This is a genomic window from Faecalicatena sp. (assembly GCF_058819085.1).
Window position 1 is genome coordinate 92,839 of the sequence record NZ_JBZUUL010000015.1, and the last position, 18,002, is coordinate 110,840.

Genomic DNA, 18,002 nt, shown 5'->3' on the forward strand with positions numbered 1-18,002 from the left:
TTACTCCTTCTTAGAGAATGAATCAATCAGGACTACAACGACCAGAATGATTCCTTTTACAACCCACTGCCAGTATGTATTGATCCCCATCAGCACCATGATGTTGGAGATCACCTGCAAAAACAGAGCGCCTATTACGATCCCGGCGATCCTTCCCCGTCCGCCTGTCAATGAGGTGCCGCCCAAAACACAGATCGTCATGACATCAAATAAGAGCTGGTCTCCCAGTGTTACATTTCCAGACTGTGTTCTTGCCGTAAGCCCCAGTGCGCCGACTGCAGACAGGATACCACTCATCACGAACGCCAGAATGGAAATAAACCGGACATTTAACCCGGACAGCTTTGCCGCTTCTTTATTGCCTCCTACGGCAAAGAAGCTGCGTCCGGTCTCCGTATGCGCGGTAAAAAAGTATAAGATTACCGCTACGACTGCCATCAGGATCACCGCCACCGGAATCCCTGCCACCTTCCCCAGAGCCATCCTGCCAAAGGATTCCGGGAGACCGGAAATCGGAAGTCCGTTGGAATAAATATAGTTAATACCCTTAAGCATGTTCATGATGGTCAGGGTGGCAATAAAGGAAGGCATTTTTCCATACACCACAAGGCATCCGTTGAGGATCCCGATCACCGCCGACATGGCAATCACGATTAAAAATGCGATCCAGATTGGCATCTTATTGTTCACGACAAACCCTGCGAAAAAGATAGAAACCATTCCGATGGTGGACGATATGGACATATCCATCTCACCGATCAGGATTACAAAAAACTCCCCCATCGCAATGATCGCCACAAAGGATGCCTGCCGCAGGACGTTCATGATATTCGTAGATGTGCGGAAATTACTGTTCAGGCAGCACAATGCAAAGAGGATGATAAATAAAAATACGATCATCCAGTCACTTAAGACTGCTTTCATGCCGCCGTTATATCTTTTCGATTTTTCTTTAAACTCATTCATTGTGCATTCACTCCTAACAAATTGTTGATGATCACTTCCTGTGTTTTTCGTTCTCCCTCTACTTCGTCCAGGACTGCCCCCTCATACATCACATAAACACGGTTGCACAATCCGATCAGCTCCTCCATTTCCGGGGAAACTAAAATCACTGCCTTTTTCTGTTTTGAAAGCTCGTGTATCAGCTGGTAAATTTCAAACTTAGCGCCGATATCAATCCCACGGGTCGGTTCATCCAGAAGAAAGATTTCCGTGTCCCGCAGCATCCATTTTGCGATTACGATCTTCTGCTGATTTCCACCTGAGAGCTTCTTCACATTCTGCCATAAAGAATGGTATTTCAGATTCATCTTCTCGTTGATCTCATATGCCGCCTTCATTTCTTCTTTGTGATCCTGGAAAATGCCCAGTTTCTTAAACAGCCTCATCGATGGAAGGGTGGTATTGTCCTTGATATCAAACTTCATAATCAGGCCCAGCGTCCTTCTTTCATCCGGCACAAGGCCCATCCCAAGCCGGATTGCCTGCCACGGGCTATGTATTTTGACCGGCTTTCCTTTGACCAGGATCTCTCCCTTCACGACCTTGTGATTCCCAAAAACAGCCTGCACAAGCTCTGTCTTTCCTGCCCCCAGAAGTCCGGCTAATCCGACAACCTCCCCTGCACGTACCTTAATGTTGATATCCCGGAACGCCTTTGGAGCAGTCAGGCCTTTCAGCTCCAGGATCACATCACCCAACTCTTCATTGACCGGGGGATAGATATTCTCCAGTTCACGCCCGATAATCAGTTTTACCAGCCCATCGTAATCTACCTCTGACACTCTGCCTGAGTGAATATACTTTCCATCGCATAGAACCGTATAGGAATCGCAGCAGGAAAATACTTCATCCAGCCGGTGTGAAATATAGATAATTCCGATTCCTTTTTCTTTTAACACCGAGATGATACGGAAGATGTTTTCGATATCCTTTTCCTGCAGTACAGCGGTCAGTTCATCAAAGATAATAATCCGCGGGTTATCTAAAAGCGCCTTGGCAAGCTGGATGATCTGCTTCTCGGCGGTGCGCAGATGTTTGACCGGTATCTTTAAGTTCACATCACACTGCATTGATGCCATCAGCTCTTCTGCCCTTTTATCCAGCGCCTTCCAGTCGATACGGCCAAGCTTTTTTTCATACCGCCCGACAAAGATATTCTCCACCCCGGTCATATCCTCCATCAGCGTAAATTCCTGATGCACGATGGCGATTCCGCGTGCCTGAGATTCCCGGATCGTATAGGAAGAGGTCTTGATCTTCTCGCCCTGAACATATAATTCTCCTTTTGTCATCTGGTTTTCTCCAGTAATACACTTGGAAAGTGTGGACTTTCCTGCTCCATTCTCGCCAACCAGCGCATGACACTCTCCCGGCATCAATGTAAAGTTCACCTGATCCAGGGCCTTGACTCCTGGAAACTCCATGACACAATCCTTCACCTCGATCAGCGGAGTCACTTCCTCCTTTGTTCCGCCCATAGTCTCACTCCTCCTTATAGCCACAGCCATCCGAATGCCTCAACACCTGAGCTGATCACCTCTGTGTCTTCCGCCTCTGGATGACGGATATTATGGATCAGCCGCTTTAATTCATGGTATGGGAACATGCAGCTTCCGATCCCTGTCTCTGTTACCGGATTGATGTCGAAGAACATCTCCTTTACAATATCGAAGTCCTGTTCGTTGTAATACAGAATCTCATCCAGTAGCCTGTCCTTTTTAACCGGATCGTCCTCTTCCTCATACGCCAGAGCCGCAAGGACCATATCGTAGATCACGGCATTCCTGCGCTCTGCATTTTTCAGCTTATCAAAATGTGTGAGCCACGGACGCAGCTTTTCCTCTTCATAAGCTGCTCTTCTGAGCATTTCTATCTTTGCCATGATATTTTCATGATTCTGCTTTGCCGCCAGGATCGCCGGCAGATCCTTCTTCGTCATCTTATTTTTCTGGAACGGGAACGGTGTGGTATACAACGGAATCTGGCTTTCATGGATGGTCACCATGTTTTTCATGACATAGAGCACCGTCTCTGACAGATCCCCGAAATTTTGTCTGCAGGCACGATGGTAGAATTCCTCGTTATCCATCATGGAGCCCCAGCCGTAATTTCCATGCGCGAACAGATGCATGAACAGTCCGTACCATTCGAACATGAAACCGTTGATTCCGTGAACCCCCATCTTCACGCTGCCCTTATGCTGGCGGATATCCGTCTCGATCACCTGCTCGTTGGGCTCGTCCTCATAACGGATTACATTGCTCTGAAACGTCCTGTATAAGCGTCCCATAGTGGATGTAATCGAGTTCGATTCGGTGTCGCGTGCCCAGATCCGTTCCTTTCCGAATGCCTGGCACCATTTCTCAAATTCAGTCTCAGGCACATACAGGCCCGGTGCCCAGAAAAGCATGATATCTTCCGGCATACTGTCCACACATTCCTTCAAAAACTGGGGAGATTTTTCAAGCGGCGGCTGACGGAATGCACGGATTCCAATCACGACTTCTGGATTAATTTCACGCACGGCATCGTAGATCTTTTTCAAGAGCCACATATTCGCCTTGTGCTTCGCCTCTCCCGGTGTTTTGGCAGATGCATGCCACCGTTTCTTACACTCTTCACATTCACAGAACCAGAAGCCCTCCTCACTCTCCTCCAGAGTGTAGCCGTCAAATCCGATCCTGGCGATCTCTCTCATGGATTCTACGATATAGTCCACATTGCCCGGATAGCTTAGACACAGGGAATCAAAATCATTCTTGAAATCACTGCCTTTCGGGGTCTGCATTCTGGCCTCAGGATGCTTGATCGTAAATGCCCCGTTGTAGGAATTCAGCCCCACATAGGCAAATATCTTCACTCCGAATCGGTGAGCAGTGCGGATAAATTTCTCAAGGAACGGCTCCTCCAGATTCGGGTGTGTATATCTGACGGTCAGCCATCTCCTGTTTTCGGCATTCCATATCTTGATGGGAACATTCCGAAATACGGTTTCCGGGAAGCCCGGCATCTCGAACGGCCAGTATCCGTACATGACAAGATTAAACTGATTGATCTTATTATCCAGACAGATATTCAGATACTGCTCCCATTCCTCGTATCCCCAGAGCTGACTGTCGAACCCAAACCGTCCGTATCCCGCATACCAGGAAAAAGTCTGTGCGATTGCTCTCACAGGGACAGAAGGATAATCCACAAGATACAGTTCAGGAAGGACATACCCGTCTTCCTTCTCCATTAAAATCTGCTTCATGGAGGTTACTGCATTGATAAATCCCACTTTCGTTTCGTAACTGATCTCAACCTGTCCTGCATCTATCTCTAATACATAGCCCTGTTCCCTGAAAAGCTTCTCGTTTTCCGTCTCGATTCCATCCAGAGAATGTTTCAGAATGACCTGTATATTCTTTTCCTCGTCTTCTCCGTTAAACACGATCCTGCGGTAATTCCAAAATCGTTCCTCAGCCAGGCATATAAGCTCTTCATCCGGCTTTTGTCCCTGTTCATCCAGCAGGGTGATTCCTGTAAATATCTTTGTATAGGTTCCATATTCCTTCACAGATTTCGGTTCCGGTATCAATTGAATCATAGGCTGCTCCTCCTGCTTTTAGAGGCAGACAGACCCATGGTGCCCGCCGCCTCTTATTCATTCTTCATCTGCTTTCATAGCTTCTCGTATTCAGCATAAAATGGTTTCTTTTAAACAGTATGTACCCTGACTTATCCAAGCCATTTCCAATTCTGCCAGTCATAATCCTTGATATTTTCGTTGGTGATAACCTCTGGCTCCGGCAGATCATATTTCTCCGGAAGCTCCTCCTTGTGAACCAGTACCTTGATCATGGCATCACATGCCTGATAGCCTAAGACGACCGGATCCTGGAGCACTTCGCCGAGCCATGCTTCATTGTTTTCCTGAATCCATCCGAGCACATCGATATCGCCTGCAATCCCGACAAATTTCGTTTCTTTTCTTCCCTGTGCAACCGCTGCATTATAGGCACCTACCACTTCTGCATCATTATGTCCGCATACAACGTCGATCACTGGTTCTCTCTGAAGGACATTTTCCATTAACGTCTGTGCGGAGTCTCTGTTGCCTGCTCCTGTGTCGCCTTCTTCGATGATCTTTGCTTTCGGATACGCCTTTAATACGACTTCTTTGAATCCCTCGAAACGGTCAGCGGATACCTGGCCTGAGGTCGGCCTTGTGATGAACAGGCAGACCGGATCTTCTTTGTCGAGGGTATCCAGATATTTGACCGCTGTTTCTCCTGCCTTCTGGCCCAGAGCTTTCATATCATGTCCGACAAATGTGGACCAGACAACATCACTGTCGGATGCAGGTTCCTGTGCATAGTCTCCGACAACAACTGGGATATTGTTGGCTACGCATTCCTTCATGGTAGGGATCGCAGAGGATGCATCCGCCGGGAAGAGGATGATACCGTTGCATCCGCCGGCCTGCATGTTATCCAGATTGGTCAGCATAGTCTGTACATCTGATCTGGAATCCTCAAAGTCAAATTCAATGTCTACATTTTCCTGATCCCCGTTATCTTCCAGCCACTGATTACATCCGTCAACAACACCCTGATACCATGTGTAGGCCGTCAGCTCCATGATCGAAACACCGATCTTTAACTTCTCTTTGCCTGAACCACTGTCAGACGCCTGCTCTGTCTCCTTTTTTTCGCTTTCTTTGGCATCCTTGTTACCGCCTGCACATCCTGCCATACCCAAAACCATCATTCCTGCCATCGCCGCTGCCAATACTTTTTTACCTTTCATAATCACTACCTCCTTAAAATAATTTTTGCAGCCATGCAATTTCTCATGGATTATGATTTAATTCTAGTTTTTTTCTTTTTCGCAGTCAACGTTTTGCCTTTCTTTTTCACTTCATTTCATTTAAACGTTTCATTTATTTTCTTATTTCAAACCAGCCGAAGACGTTCTATTACGAAATTTGCTTATTTACCAGCCATCTGTCTTTCCTCCCTGCTAGGCAGCACCATGATGATCGAAGATAGCTTTCACTATAAGTCGATAACTAAAAAATGCCAGACAGCTCAAATAACTGTCCGGCACTTTCTTTTTAATCTATTCACCTGTTAAACTTACCTTTCATTCTCTTCTCCTTCTATTGTAAAATTTTTCATTCCCTCCGGAATAGTATCCACCATTCCAACCACTTTGTTATCGACTATGATCTCATAGCCTTCTCCAACCTTTTGTAAATATGTATTTTTGCTATTAATTTCAAATGACCCTTCCATTTTGTCTGGTGTTATATACACCGGTTCTACTACTACAGACAACGAAGCAATAAATAGTGTGATAAATAGCAAATATAAAATGTAATACTTTTTATATGTTTTTATCTCCCCGCTATCCAAAACAGATAAAAACCTCTTCTTTAAAAGCGACTTAGGTAATTGATAAAACCCTAAACTTAAGCGTGGATTTCTATTACATTTATCCTCAGCCACTTCTATTAAACACTCTAAGTAACTAATTCTTTCCTTATCAGAAATTTTATCCGTTATTGTCAGATCGTTATTGAATTCTAAAATATTAGTCATCTGTCTTTTCAATATATATACTACAGGATTCCACCACTGTATAACGCATAACATTTCTACCAAAAACTTTACCCACATATCGTGATGTAAATAATGTCCTAACTCATGTTTTATTATATATCCCAATTTATCATTATCAATACACTTTTCCGGCAACACAATAATAGGGTGAAAAATTCCAAAAATGAATGGTTCGGAGATATAGTTTAGTGAAATAATTTTTAGTATAATTCTACGTTTTGTACTTTTTTCAGTAGATTCTATAATCTCCTTTACCAAACTATTTTCCACAGGTCTGCCATATCTTAAAAGTTTTTTTAAACGAATATAAGACTTTATCCTTATCACCGCTATTATAAAAGTTACCAAAATCCAAATAGTCGTTGCTATATAGCTGATTTTCATTCCAACAATGCTCTTCGCCAGCACTTTGCTAAACTCAGGCAAAATGTAATGTGATTCAATCGTATGAGTAAATGAAAATTCTAATGGTATAAACACTCTAATACCTGTAAAACAACAGCACGCCAATAAAAATTTAACCAAAGGTAAGCTAAGTCTTTTTCTGCAGTTTAATAGGATCTGGATAGTAATGACAATAATGAAACAAAATAAAATCCCTATCAGCCCTGAAGCAACAGATATAAACATTATTGTTCCTCCGTCCTTTCAAGACTTCTTTTTCTTTCTGCAATCATAATTTCAAGTTCCTCAAGTATATCTTTTTCGGGTTTCTCACCGTTCAATAACGCAGAAATAGCATTCATAGAAAAGGTATTCTTTTTTAGCAGCGGAAATTGTATTTCATCCATGAGATAATCATTTGGCGATTTTACGACTTCATATTTTCGGGTAAGAACTTTCCCACTGTACACAATATCGGCCACCTTTAAATAGTTCTTTTTTACCAAACTTCTTAACGCCGTTTGAACAGTACTAATACTCAATTGCGGATTAAAAGAAACGATTTCTGATGCTATGAGTGGCTCCCCCTTTTCCCAAAAAATATTCATAATATCTAATTCTCTATTACTGATTCTACTACTTTTCATTATTTTCTCTCCTTTTATGTAATATTAAAATGCCACTACAAATCTTCTTCCTCACATTTCCCTTCCGAAACTTTTCTAAAAATAATATGAGGAATGCACATGCAAATTATAGTCAGCATTAATGTAATCAAAACAAGCGCCCAAAATGGATATTGATATTGAAAATAGGCAATCTGCTGCTTCATTAGTTTTCCAAAACTATGCAAGACTGTGATTCCTGGTATCAGCAATAATGCTAATATGATCCCGGAATAATAGAAAAATTCTAAAATAAGAACTTTCTTCTGTTGTGCGCTAGTCATACCAATACATTTCAATAGAAAAAACTCCTTTTTGCGTATCAGAACACTTGTTGTTATTGTATTCATAAAATTCATAATCCCGATCAGGAATAATCCCGTGCAGATCAACCCCATAATTGCTCTAGTTGCCTCAATATAATTCTTTTCTTTAGCAACTAAATCCGAATTGCAGACAATAGTAAAAAGATCCGTATCATTACCCTCCCCTTTATCTTTATAATAAACTATATTCTGCTCTGTCACCCACCTTTTTAAAGCGGATTTTACCATTGCTTCTTTTTCTGATTCAACCCGAAAAGCTACTTGAAACGTTTGCTTTGGAAAATTCTGTAATTGATCAAAAGTACTTTCTGTAACCAGATAATATAATACATCTTGTCCCTGCCAAGGTAGACTTAATTCTGGAAATCCTTTCCGCGTACTATCTAAATACCCACAATTAGAAAGTCTGCCTTTCTCAATAAATGTATTGTCCTGTTCATACATTGCTAATGCCGGGTAAAGATATAAGGGTTTGTTCAAAGTCTTCACTATTGACTGTTCATCTTTTTTCGTCAAAATATGATCATGCACTATACAGGATCCCATACCTTTTAAAAAGCTATCTAAATCTACATTCAACTTTTTTTCTTTTATATAATTTATAAGTTTTTGCATTTTCCTATCATCAAGAGAACGAATAATACCAATCCCGTGATATCCTGCAAAAGTCCCATCCCAAATACTATTATCAGAATTCGCGATCGGATAAAAAGCTGATTGTTCCCTAATCTCCAATTGTTCTTCTTTTGTTTTTTCATAAAATGCAGCTCTATCCACATCACTGATTCTTACAAAATATCCTTGAGTTTGTTCCATTTCCGATACATCCAATTGGGCTATTTCAGCGATTTTATCAAGCATTGAATCTGTAAAAATTGTGTAATCATAAATTGTTTCTACAACAGCCTTTTCCTTTTCTATTAAAGTATCATTGGACACTGGATAGTTTCCTATTGCCTCTTTCGTGATTGCTATTGTGAAATCAGGATTTGATGCTAATTGATTACTGATATCGGCCCCTTTGACGAACATTACTGCACATAGCGCTGTTTCACATGCAATTGCAAGTAGAAGGATACTAACTACAAATTGTCTGGGTGACCTTATGGCATTTCTCCATGCCAACTTGACAAGTGAAATATCTTTGCTGCAAAACTTATTTGAACGCTTCATGTCTGTATAGAATTCATCCGCTGATATTCTCAAGGTATTTAAGGATCCCATTCTATTTATCCTATTAATCAAAAGGATGCTTGCAATCAGAAGAGTAATGACCGTAAATATCACTGCTCCTAACAAAAGCCAGACGTTAAATAGATCTAAATTTTCAAAATTTCCATTACTGCCAAAATACATTTTCCCTATATAATAAGGCAATATCAGGTATACGGTTAAACTGCCCAGTATACCTCCGATAAAGCTCCCAATCGTTCCAATCCAAAGACATTGCCGAAGTATAATTTTACCAATCTGTTTTGATGTACAGCCTATAATTTTTAATAGGCTCAATTGGGCAATTCGTTGTCCTGTGGAAACCAATAACACATTATAAACCAGCGCGAAAATCGAAAATAGAATTACAATTCCCAAACATGCCGCTGTTCCGTATCCTCCAAGTACAGTTTCTACTGCTTGGTATTCTGGCGAATCTGTGGAGAAAAACATTTGCTTAGGGTTCTTTAATGTAACATCTTTATACAGCAATTCTTCTATCTTCTCACCACTTAAATAATCTAAATCCGTATTAATTAAAAGTCTAAGCGGGTAAAAAGAAATATTATGGCTCTTGAGGTATTCTTTTGATACATAGGACTCTGACATTCTGGATGTTTCATCTGTGTACTCCTTGTAATACCCTGATAATATAAAATCTTGTTCTCCTTGAGCTTCCATATCCATTCCAAACCGTTGAAAATCCACTGAAATATTCATTCCGATCTCTGGATTTTTAACCCCAAGGTCATCTAATGTTTTCACAGATAACATAATTTCATTTTTGTTCTGAGGGTACCGGCCTTTAATATCTGTATATGCTGGCTTAACTATTTTTTCATATGCGGTTTTGTCCAGCACACTGCATGCAGCAACTTCTCTTCTACCATTCATCAGATAACCCAGCCGTTTTTGACATCCAACGTTTTCTACATAAGTCAGGCGCTCTATATCCTTTTTATTTTTTTTGGTTCCTTCATCAAGATAGTTAGAGGCATGTCCACCAGCTTCACTGGTTTTTCTTACAATATCCGCACGTACTTTCCCATATGTAAAACTAAAGATGCCAAAGAACAGGATAACAGCTGCTGCAACTGCGGTAATCAATATAAAGTAACAACTCTTATTTTCCTTGATGTAAGCGCCCGCTAGTGTAGATGTAATCGTCTTTTTTCTGCTAAACTTAAATGATTTCTTCCTGTTCATACACTTTTCCATCTCCGATTTGAATTACTCTGTCCGCCATTTCTGCTACTTTATCATCGTGTGTTACAATAACCATAGTCTGATGGAACTTTTTATTCATTCTTTTTAATAAATCCATAACTTCCATTTTAGTTGCTGAATCAAGATTTCCTGTTGGCTCATCAGCTAGGAGCACTGTTGGCTTCGAAAAAACTGCCCTGGCAATTGCAACTCTCTGTTGTTGTCCTCCTGACAACTCCCCGGGCATACAGAAAAGCTTTTCTTTTATTCCAAGCTCTTCCGCTAACTTTAAAACAAATTCTTCATCTATACTTTTATCATCCAATTTTACAGGCAACACGATATTCTCAAATACATTCAATACAGGTATTAAATTATACCGCTGAAATACAAATCCAACATTTCTACGACGAAATACGATCTTTTCTTCTTCTGACAAATCAGCCAGCGATACACAATTTATGATGACCTTTCCTTTTGTAGGATTATCAAGCCCTCCCATGAGATTGAGCAGTGTAGATTTACCACTTCCAGAAGCCCCCATGATAACCACCATCTCTTCCTGCTTGACGGACATATTAACATCTGACAACACTTTAATATAACTGTCTCCAAATCCAAAACTTTTTGAAACCGAAACAATTTTAATCGCTTCCATATCCTTCCTTTCATATTAATCTTATTTAATATTCCAATAGACGTCTTTTGGTGCTTTATTACTCTTCGTAAAATGAATTATTTCCTTATCATCAAATTGATGTCAAATATACACTTATACTGCCGGATATGCGATATTGCTTTATAAAACCCAGGAATACATGCCTCTAACTTTCAAGACTTTGCCGAGTATTCATATTTACAATTTATAACCATACATTATAATGTTTTTAATATATTGTCAACTTTATTTTTTATTATCATTTTTGTTTTACTATATAGTACTTCATGGTATGATTAGATGCTACTTCTGATGAGCTATCGGTTCATTATTAAAAGTTGCTATAAAAAATTTTTCAAAGTTGAATTTCATTCGAGCAAAAAAATATATCCACCCTTTCCTCTTGACAAGCGCACCATAGAATGATATGATAAGCAACAATTTAATAAACTAAACCGTTGAAGCGGAGATAACGGCAATGATGCCTTTACAGAGAGCCCGGGATGCTGAGAACCGGGTGAGAAACAAGTTGTCAAATGGACCGCTGAGGGCGCAGTCAAATGTGAGAGATCACAGAGTATTCTGCGACGCTTGAGGCAGGCGTATAAATGCCGGGGATATGTTAGTATCCTGCTAAGTGCATAGGGCATCCCTATGAATTCGAGGTGGCACCGCGGATAGTGTATGTATTATTCGTCCTTGACAGATCAGTAACTTTCTGTCAGGGATGTTTTTTTACTCCTTTGGCAGAAGTCAAAGGAGTATTTTTTATTTGGAGGAAAAAATCATGAACATTTCACCGAACCTAAGTGATGTCAAGAAAATTGCAGCCACAGGTAAGTATCATGTACTGCCAGTCAGCTGTGAGATCCTCTCTGACTTCACCACACCGATCGAGACAATGCGGATACTGAAAAATGTATCCACCCACTGCTATCTGCTGGAATCCGCAGCTGCCAATGAAAAATGGGGACGGTATTCTTTCCTCGGTTTTGATCCGAAAATGGCGGTCACCTGCGTGGATGGGGAGATGGAGATCGGCAGTCTCAAGACTAAAACTGACCATCCATCCGAAATCCTTCGTCAGATACTAGAGGCTCATAAGAGCCCCCGTTTTGATGATCTGCCCCCTTTCACCGGAGGGCTTGTGGGGTACTTTTCCTATGATTATCTGGGTTACAGTGAACCTGCCGCAAGATGTGATACACAAGATACTGAGGCCTTCAAGGATGTTGACCTGATGCTCTTTGATAAGGTCATTGCCTTTGACCACGTCCGACAAAAGATCATTCTCATTGTTAACATGCCGCTTTCTGATCCAGAAACGGGATATCACAAGGCGGCTATGGAATTGCATCAGCTTGCTAACCTTTTGCGAAACGGTGAGAAGAAAAAAGAACCGGCCGGGAAACTGCTGGGAGAGATCACGCCGCTATTCGATCAAGAACAGTTCTTAACTATGGTGGAAAAAGCCAAAGCTCATATCCGGGAAGGCGATATTTTCCAGATCGTGCTTTCCAACAGACTGTCAGCACCTTTTGAAGGAAGTCTGTTCAATACCTACCGCGTGCTGCGTACTCTCAATCCATCACCGTATATGTTCTACTTCTCAGGTACGGACGTGGAGGTTGCCGGAGCATCACCGGAAACACTGGTGAAGCTAAAAGAGGGGGTGCTGCACACCTTCCCCCTTGCAGGCACCAGGCCGCGCGGAAAGACCGACGAGGAAGACAGGGCTTTGGAAGCCGAACTGCTTGCTGATGAAAAGGAACTTGCCGAACACAATATGCTGGTAGATCTGGGACGGAATGACCTCGGCAAAATCAGTAAATTTGGTACCGTGCAGGTCGAAAATCTGCACTCGATAGAACGTTTTTCTCACGTGATGCACATCGGCTCTACCGTGCGCGGTGAGATCCGTGAAGACTGCGATGCCCTGGATGCCATTGAAGCGGTACTGCCTGCCGGAACTCTTTCCGGGGCTCCTAAGATCCGTGCCTGCCAGCTGATCGGCGAACTAGAAGACAACAAGCGCGGTATCTACGGCGGTGCCATCGGATACATCGATTTTTCGGGCAATATGGATACCTGTATTGCGATCCGTATCGCTTACAAGAAAAATGGAAGGGTATTTTTAAGAAGCGGGGCCGGCATCGTTGCCGATTCTGTCCCGGAAAAAGAATTTGAAGAGTGTCTGAACAAGGCAAATGGCTCCTTAAAGGCACTTAAGATCGCACAGGAGGAAGACATATGATTTTACTCATCGATAACTACGACAGCTTTTCATATAATCTCTATCAGCTCGTCGGCGGGATAGACCCTGATATCAAGGTCATCCGCAACGACGAGATGACTGTAGAGGAGATAAAAACATTAGATCCCAGCCGCATTATTTTATCCCCGGGTCCTGGCAGGCCAGAAGACGCAGGCATTCTCATCGAGACTGTAAAAACACTCGGAAAAAGCATCCCTATTCTCGGTGTCTGCCTCGGCCATCAGGCCGTCTGCGCGGCATTCGGCGCGGATATTACCTACGCAAAGAAGCTGATGCACGGGAAGCAGTCAAAGGTCAGCTTCGATCCCGCCTGTCCGCTGTTTAATCAGATTCCAAAGACCGCTTATGCAGCGCGGTATCACTCACTTGCAGCAGACCCACAAACGCTCCCTGACTGCCTAAAGATTACAGCTTCCACAAGCCTTGGCGAAATCATGGCGGTACAGCATAAGGAATATCCGGTCTATGGCGTACAGTTTCATCCCGAATCCATCCTGACCCCAGATGGCGGGAGAATGCTGAAAAACTTTATTCAGGGAAGCTAAACGACGTCCCCTTAGAGGCTTATCCCCATTTTCCAGTCGATAAGAACCCTTCTACCAAATGCTTTGCCCCGTCGATGATCTCCCGGTCATATCCCAGGATCTCCAAGAGCTGTATCGCATTGCGGGAAGTGGATCTTCCTTCGTAGAGCAGGTAATCGAACACGATCTCCCCATTCGAAACCTGCTCCTGGAAATGGTAGTTGTCATACTCATTCTCCAATAAATAGGTCAATTCAATATCATGAGTGGCAGCAAAGCACAAAATTTCTTTCTTATGAAACTCTTTTAATACCTGAGTAGAAGCTGCAATACGTTCCACCGTATTCGTCCCGCGCAGCACCTCATCCACAAAACAGAGTACAGCCTCCTCGCCCAACGGCTCCATCACACGCTTCAAAGCCTTAATTTCGGCTATATAATAACTCTCTCCTTTGTACAGGCTGTCCTTTAGTGCCATAGAGGAAAAAATGCGGAACCATCCCCCACGATATTCTCTTGCCGCACAGGTATGAAGGCTCTGCGCCAAAATGGCATTCAACGCCATTGTCTTCAAAAAGGTAGATTTACCAGAAGCATTGGACCCCGTAACCAGGATCCCCTGTGACGTCTTGATTGAATTCGGAACCGGTTCTGCAAGACCCGGGTGATAGGCATCCTTGATCTCAAAACACTTCTCCTTCGTAAACTCCGGCTGACACCAGTATGGAAGCGCCTCTCTTAAAGAACCTACCGCGATCATGCTTTCCAGGAATCCCATAGCCGTATACAGTTCTTCCAGCACATCAAGATTCTGCCCCAGCCTTCTCATACAGCGATGAAAAAAAATGCAGTCCAAATGCGTGATCATCCGTACATAATCTAAAACCATCTCTGTTAGAGACGGACTGTCCCAGTTCGCCGGACCAAAATATCCACTGGCCCCCATCAATTTTTTCAGCTTCTTATAATCCTGCTCTACCCTGTCATGATATCCGGGACTGGCGATCAGCTTCTTTTTGCTGATCCGCTTTGCAGCCCCCACCAGTCTTTTAAAGTACTGCAAAGCCTGCATAGAACCTTCCAGCGCCTTCCTCTTGCTGAAATAGGTCCCGATATTATAAACCATGACAAGAATAAACAATCCCACACCTTGTTCCGGTGCAAAGATCAAAGCTCCAACAGAAAAAAGGAACACAAAAAAGGAAAGGTAGTGCAGAACCGGAATCTCCATATTCAGACTGATGCTGTCCATGATATAAGTGTAAACTGAAGAGGCATGATTCTTCCCTACACGGGCAAATTCAAGCTGCATCTCTGTCCGCTCCTTTTCATGTGTCTGGTAATAAGCGATCAGCTCCTCCTGCTCCTTCCACTTTTCAGAATCGATCTTCGGAACATGCAGCAGGTAATACAAATAGTCCTCACCTGCAAATGACCACGTATGATTGACCGTCAAAAACAGTGAATCCAGATCCAGATCATTCCAGGTGATCTCATCGATCATACTTTCTTTGGATCTGGTGTACTCTCCGATTACGGACAGGACCTCATCTGAATAATCCAGCTCTCTAAAACGTCCATAATTATATAATAGTCTTTTTCGTATCTTATAAAGTCTTCTCATCTTATCAAGATACGATAGTACAATAAAAAATAAAATGAAACTAACAACCAGTCCAGCTATAAATTTTATCTGTGTCATACTGCGCCTCCTTCGCTGTTATTCACCGGGCACCTATGTACGGCCCCTCTTTAATTGTATTATTTAACTAATACAATTATACTATTAAAGAAGGAGAGTGTCAATTCATAGAAAACAATTTTCCGCTATTTATTCAGCCCTGCAGCCATATTTGTGGAACCTGTGTATGTAAGCCTGCTCACCAACCTGCTACTATGGACTTCCTTTCTTCCAGGTGTTACAATGAAAAAAATGTGAAAAGGAGCCCTGATCTTATGATTGATTATATCCTGAACAATAAATTAATCCGTCTCACAGACGGTATGCCGCCTCAGCCAGGGGTTATCACCATAAAAGTCCGAACCTTTGAGGAGTATATACAACAGTTTCAGGATACGCCACAGTTTCATATCATGCAGCGTAATCTTACCAATATCCGTCACTGTAAGGCGGATATTCTGGGAGACTATGTGATGGGAACATTTTCTGTTCCCCTGAAAGAAGCGCCTTCTGTCGGCAGGCAGAGCTTCTGTTTTTATCTGACTGACTCCCTGCTTGTATTTATTGATGATCAGAACACAGTTACAGGAATCCTTTCACAATTAGAAGAAATGCCGCTTTCCGGCACTTCTTCGCCACTTCATTTTCTATTTGATTTTATGGAGTATGTAATCAAAGACGATGTGTTTTTCTTACAGCATTTTGAAGAAAAACTGACAAAACTTGAAGAACAGCTATTAGACGGTAAGGATGAAGGCTTTGACCGGACCATCCTCCATATCCGTAAGGAACTTGCGGTACTGGGTGCATATTATGAACAGTTAGCCGATATGGGAGAATCTCTGCAGGAAGCCCCTTTGGGCAGATCTAAACCCAAGACCTCATCTCTTTTCGGATTATTTACGGACAGAGCTTCCAGGCTGCATTCCGATGTACAGATGCTCAAGGAATATTCCATGCAGCTTCGTGAGATGCACCAATCCCAGATTGACGTGCGGCAGAACCAGATCATGAAGGTGCTGACCATCGTGACAACTCTGTTCATGCCCCTGTCCCTGATCGCTGGATGGTATGGAATGAACTTTATCAATATGCCGGAGCTCGCCTCGCCTTACGGGTATGCAGCCGTTATTGTGATCAGCCTGGTGATCATCGGAGTGGAGCTGTGGATCTTTCATATTAAAAAATGGTTTGATTGAACTCCCTAAAATAGAATCCCCTCATTCCAGATCATCCGATCTGTAATGAGGGGTAAACTTTTCTTCTATACTAAGGTCTCCATGTCCCTTCCACATCACTCCAGTTCTTCTCCGCATAGTCCAGCAGAGTCTCTGCCTGTTCCAGGGACATCTCCGGGAACATCAAAAACAGGCTGTGTGATCCGTATTTCTGTACGATTCTGTCTACATTTTTGATCCAATCCTCAAACTCACCCGAATACACCTTGATCCAAAGAGATTTTCCTGCTGCCCTGACTTTGTCGTAGATGACATCCCACTCTTCCAGTGTCCCGTCCGGGCCTGCATCCCCGCTGGTCCACTGCAGCGCATCTATCTCATCAATCTCCATCAGTGCATCCAAATGACGGATCGCATCCGGCCCATCCAGGTGGTATAATACCTGGTCTGCCTTTTTCGCCTGCTCACGCAGAGATTCCTGGATAAAGTCACGGAAGTTATCAGGAGACATCATTGCAGAAAAATCGCACTGGAGCTTTACTGTTTTTCCCGGTCCCCAGATCTGGAATACTGTATAGGCATTTCCACCATTCTCATCTTTGATGATTTCATGGAAACGGTCATAATATTCATAGTAAATCTTTCCGATCTGATCGATCCTCTCTTCTATGATCTCGGGATCGTCGATCATATCATACAGCGTATCCTGTGCCCCGCGCAGAGAAACGAGTACATCAATATTTTCCATCAGGTCCGGCATATCCACAAAGAAATCATCCCCTGCCAGTTCCCTGCATCTTTTCACCAGAGCAAGATGTTTCTTAAACCACTTGTTCTCCGGATCAAATTTGAATTCCGGTGTATCCTCCCAATCCTCTATACATGGCTCAAACCAGACTGTATCTTCCTTGAATCCAATCTCTGACCCCAGATATGCAGCCAGGGACCCGGGACCAAAGTCCACATCCAGATTCGGGAAACTCTCTCCCATGAATTCATGTGTCTCACAGAACTGACGATATCTTGCCACAATACGGTCTGCATCCTGATACTTGTCTTCCATGTCTTTCCATTTTAATTCTTCCGGAAGATTATAATATTTCCCCTGGCAGATGACATCCATGCATCCTCCCTGAACCGGTTTCCCGTCGGAATACTGCTCGATCTCAGGTTTTCTCGCAATCACGCACATTAACGGTCTTCCTGTATTCTGGTGCTTCCAGTAATTCTCCCATTTTTCCCGGGTCTTCTCCCAGTCTTTTTTATACATCATTTTTTTCAT

13 protein-coding genes are annotated in these 18,002 nt (G+C 42.8%); 3 read left to right on the forward strand and 10 right to left on the reverse strand.

Annotated features, from left to right (window positions below):
• The 8 genes from AC4OGX_RS07800 to AC4OGX_RS07835 all read right to left on the reverse strand — a co-directional run bounded on the left by AC4OGX_RS07800 (position 1) and on the right by AC4OGX_RS07835 (position 11,062).
• Positions 1 to 966 carry an ABC transporter permease gene (locus AC4OGX_RS07800; RefSeq protein WP_493329600.1) on the reverse strand — a complete coding sequence of 322 codons (966 nt, stop codon included), beginning with the start codon at positions 964 to 966 and terminating at the stop codon, positions 1 to 3.
• Positions 963 to 2,483, reverse strand: coding sequence for a sugar ABC transporter ATP-binding protein (locus AC4OGX_RS07805; RefSeq protein WP_493329602.1), 1,521 nt, complete (start codon positions 2,481 to 2,483; stop codon positions 963 to 965). The genes AC4OGX_RS07800 and AC4OGX_RS07805 overlap by 4 nt, the downstream gene beginning before the upstream one ends.
• A gap of 14 nt (positions 2,484 to 2,497) precedes the next feature.
• Entirely contained in the window at positions 2,498 to 4,594 is a 2,097-nt protein-coding gene (locus AC4OGX_RS07810; RefSeq protein ID WP_493329603.1) for a glycoside hydrolase family 20 zincin-like fold domain-containing protein, read from the reverse strand.
• Between the two features lie 131 nt (positions 4,595 to 4,725).
• Positions 4,726 to 5,796 (reverse strand): sugar ABC transporter substrate-binding protein, encoded by a 1,071-nt coding sequence (locus tag AC4OGX_RS07815; protein ID WP_493329604.1) that lies wholly within the window; start codon positions 5,794 to 5,796, stop codon positions 4,726 to 4,728.
• Between the two features lie 329 nt (positions 5,797 to 6,125).
• A complete protein-coding gene (locus AC4OGX_RS07820) occupies positions 6,126 to 7,241 on the reverse strand; it encodes a M56 family metallopeptidase (RefSeq protein ID WP_493329606.1) in 1,116 nt (371 codons plus the stop codon).
• The gene (locus AC4OGX_RS07825; RefSeq protein ID WP_493329607.1) at positions 7,241 to 7,642 is read right to left on the reverse strand and encodes a BlaI/MecI/CopY family transcriptional regulator; all 402 of its coding nucleotides are present in this window, start codon (positions 7,640 to 7,642) and stop codon (positions 7,241 to 7,243) included. Before AC4OGX_RS07825 ends, AC4OGX_RS07820 begins: the two co-directional genes overlap by 1 nt.
• A gap of 35 nt (positions 7,643 to 7,677) precedes the next feature.
• On the reverse strand, positions 7,678 to 10,404 hold the full coding sequence (locus tag AC4OGX_RS07830; RefSeq protein ID WP_493329608.1) for an ABC transporter permease: 2,727 nt from the start codon (positions 10,402 to 10,404) through the stop codon (positions 7,678 to 7,680).
• A complete protein-coding gene (locus tag AC4OGX_RS07835; RefSeq protein WP_493329609.1) occupies positions 10,382 to 11,062 on the reverse strand; it encodes an ABC transporter ATP-binding protein in 681 nt (226 codons plus the stop codon). The genes AC4OGX_RS07830 and AC4OGX_RS07835 overlap by 23 nt, the downstream gene beginning before the upstream one ends.
• Positions 11,063 to 11,849: 787 nt before the next feature.
• Here AC4OGX_RS07835 and trpE point away from each other — a divergent pair.
• Both trpE and AC4OGX_RS07845 read left to right on the forward strand, forming a co-directional pair.
• Complete coding sequence (trpE, locus tag AC4OGX_RS07840) at positions 11,850 to 13,316, forward strand: anthranilate synthase component I (protein WP_493329610.1); 1,467 nt, start codon at positions 11,850 to 11,852, stop codon at positions 13,314 to 13,316.
• On the forward strand, positions 13,313 to 13,882 hold the full coding sequence (locus tag AC4OGX_RS07845) for an anthranilate synthase component II (protein ID WP_493329611.1): 570 nt from the start codon (positions 13,313 to 13,315) through the stop codon (positions 13,880 to 13,882). Before trpE ends, AC4OGX_RS07845 begins: the two co-directional genes overlap by 4 nt.
• A 19-nt stretch (positions 13,883 to 13,901) precedes the next feature.
• Here AC4OGX_RS07845 and AC4OGX_RS07850 read toward each other — a convergent pair whose 3' ends face one another.
• On the reverse strand, positions 13,902 to 15,563 hold the full coding sequence (locus AC4OGX_RS07850) for a MutS-related protein (RefSeq protein ID WP_493329612.1): 1,662 nt from the start codon (positions 15,561 to 15,563) through the stop codon (positions 13,902 to 13,904).
• A gap of 254 nt (positions 15,564 to 15,817) precedes the next feature.
• Here AC4OGX_RS07850 and AC4OGX_RS07855 point away from each other — a divergent pair, with 254 nt between their 5' ends.
• Entirely contained in the window at positions 15,818 to 16,741 is a 924-nt protein-coding gene (locus tag AC4OGX_RS07855; protein ID WP_493329613.1) for a magnesium transporter CorA family protein, read from the forward strand.
• Positions 16,742 to 16,811: 70 nt separating this feature from the next.
• Here AC4OGX_RS07855 and AC4OGX_RS07860 read toward each other — a convergent pair whose 3' ends face one another.
• A complete protein-coding gene (locus tag AC4OGX_RS07860) occupies positions 16,812 to 17,993 on the reverse strand; it encodes a trimethylamine corrinoid protein 2 (RefSeq protein WP_493329614.1) in 1,182 nt (393 codons plus the stop codon).
• Positions 17,994 to 18,002: the final 9 nt, after the last annotated feature.

Excerpts from the sequence above, each read along its gene's own strand:
- AC4OGX_RS07800 (WP_493329600.1), bottom strand. The coding sequence starts at position 966 with ATGAATGAGTTTAAAGAAAAATCGAAAAGATATAACGGCGGCATGAAA.
- AC4OGX_RS07805 (WP_493329602.1), bottom strand. The coding sequence starts at position 2,483 with ATGGGCGGAACAAAGGAGGAAGTGACTCCGCTGATCGAGGTGAAGGAT.
- AC4OGX_RS07810 (WP_493329603.1), bottom strand. The coding sequence starts at position 4,594 with ATGATTCAATTGATACCGGAACCGAAATCTGTGAAGGAATATGGAACC.
- AC4OGX_RS07815 (WP_493329604.1), bottom strand. The coding sequence starts at position 5,796 with ATGAAAGGTAAAAAAGTATTGGCAGCGGCGATGGCAGGAATGATGGTT.
- AC4OGX_RS07820 (WP_493329606.1), bottom strand. The coding sequence starts at position 7,241 with ATGTTTATATCTGTTGCTTCAGGGCTGATAGGGATTTTATTTTGTTTC.
- AC4OGX_RS07825 (WP_493329607.1), bottom strand. The coding sequence starts at position 7,642 with ATGAAAAGTAGTAGAATCAGTAATAGAGAATTAGATATTATGAATATT.
- AC4OGX_RS07830 (WP_493329608.1), bottom strand. The coding sequence starts at position 10,404 with ATGAACAGGAAGAAATCATTTAAGTTTAGCAGAAAAAAGACGATTACA.
- AC4OGX_RS07835 (WP_493329609.1), bottom strand. The coding sequence starts at position 11,062 with ATGGAAGCGATTAAAATTGTTTCGGTTTCAAAAAGTTTTGGATTTGGA.
- trpE (WP_493329610.1), top strand. The coding sequence starts at position 11,850 with ATGAACATTTCACCGAACCTAAGTGATGTCAAGAAAATTGCAGCCACA.
- AC4OGX_RS07845 (WP_493329611.1), top strand. The coding sequence starts at position 13,313 with ATGATTTTACTCATCGATAACTACGACAGCTTTTCATATAATCTCTAT.
- AC4OGX_RS07850 (WP_493329612.1), bottom strand. The coding sequence starts at position 15,563 with ATGACACAGATAAAATTTATAGCTGGACTGGTTGTTAGTTTCATTTTA.
- AC4OGX_RS07855 (WP_493329613.1), top strand. The coding sequence starts at position 15,818 with ATGATTGATTATATCCTGAACAATAAATTAATCCGTCTCACAGACGGT.
- AC4OGX_RS07860 (WP_493329614.1), bottom strand. The coding sequence starts at position 17,993 with ATGATGTATAAAAAAGACTGGGAGAAGACCCGGGAAAAATGGGAGAAT.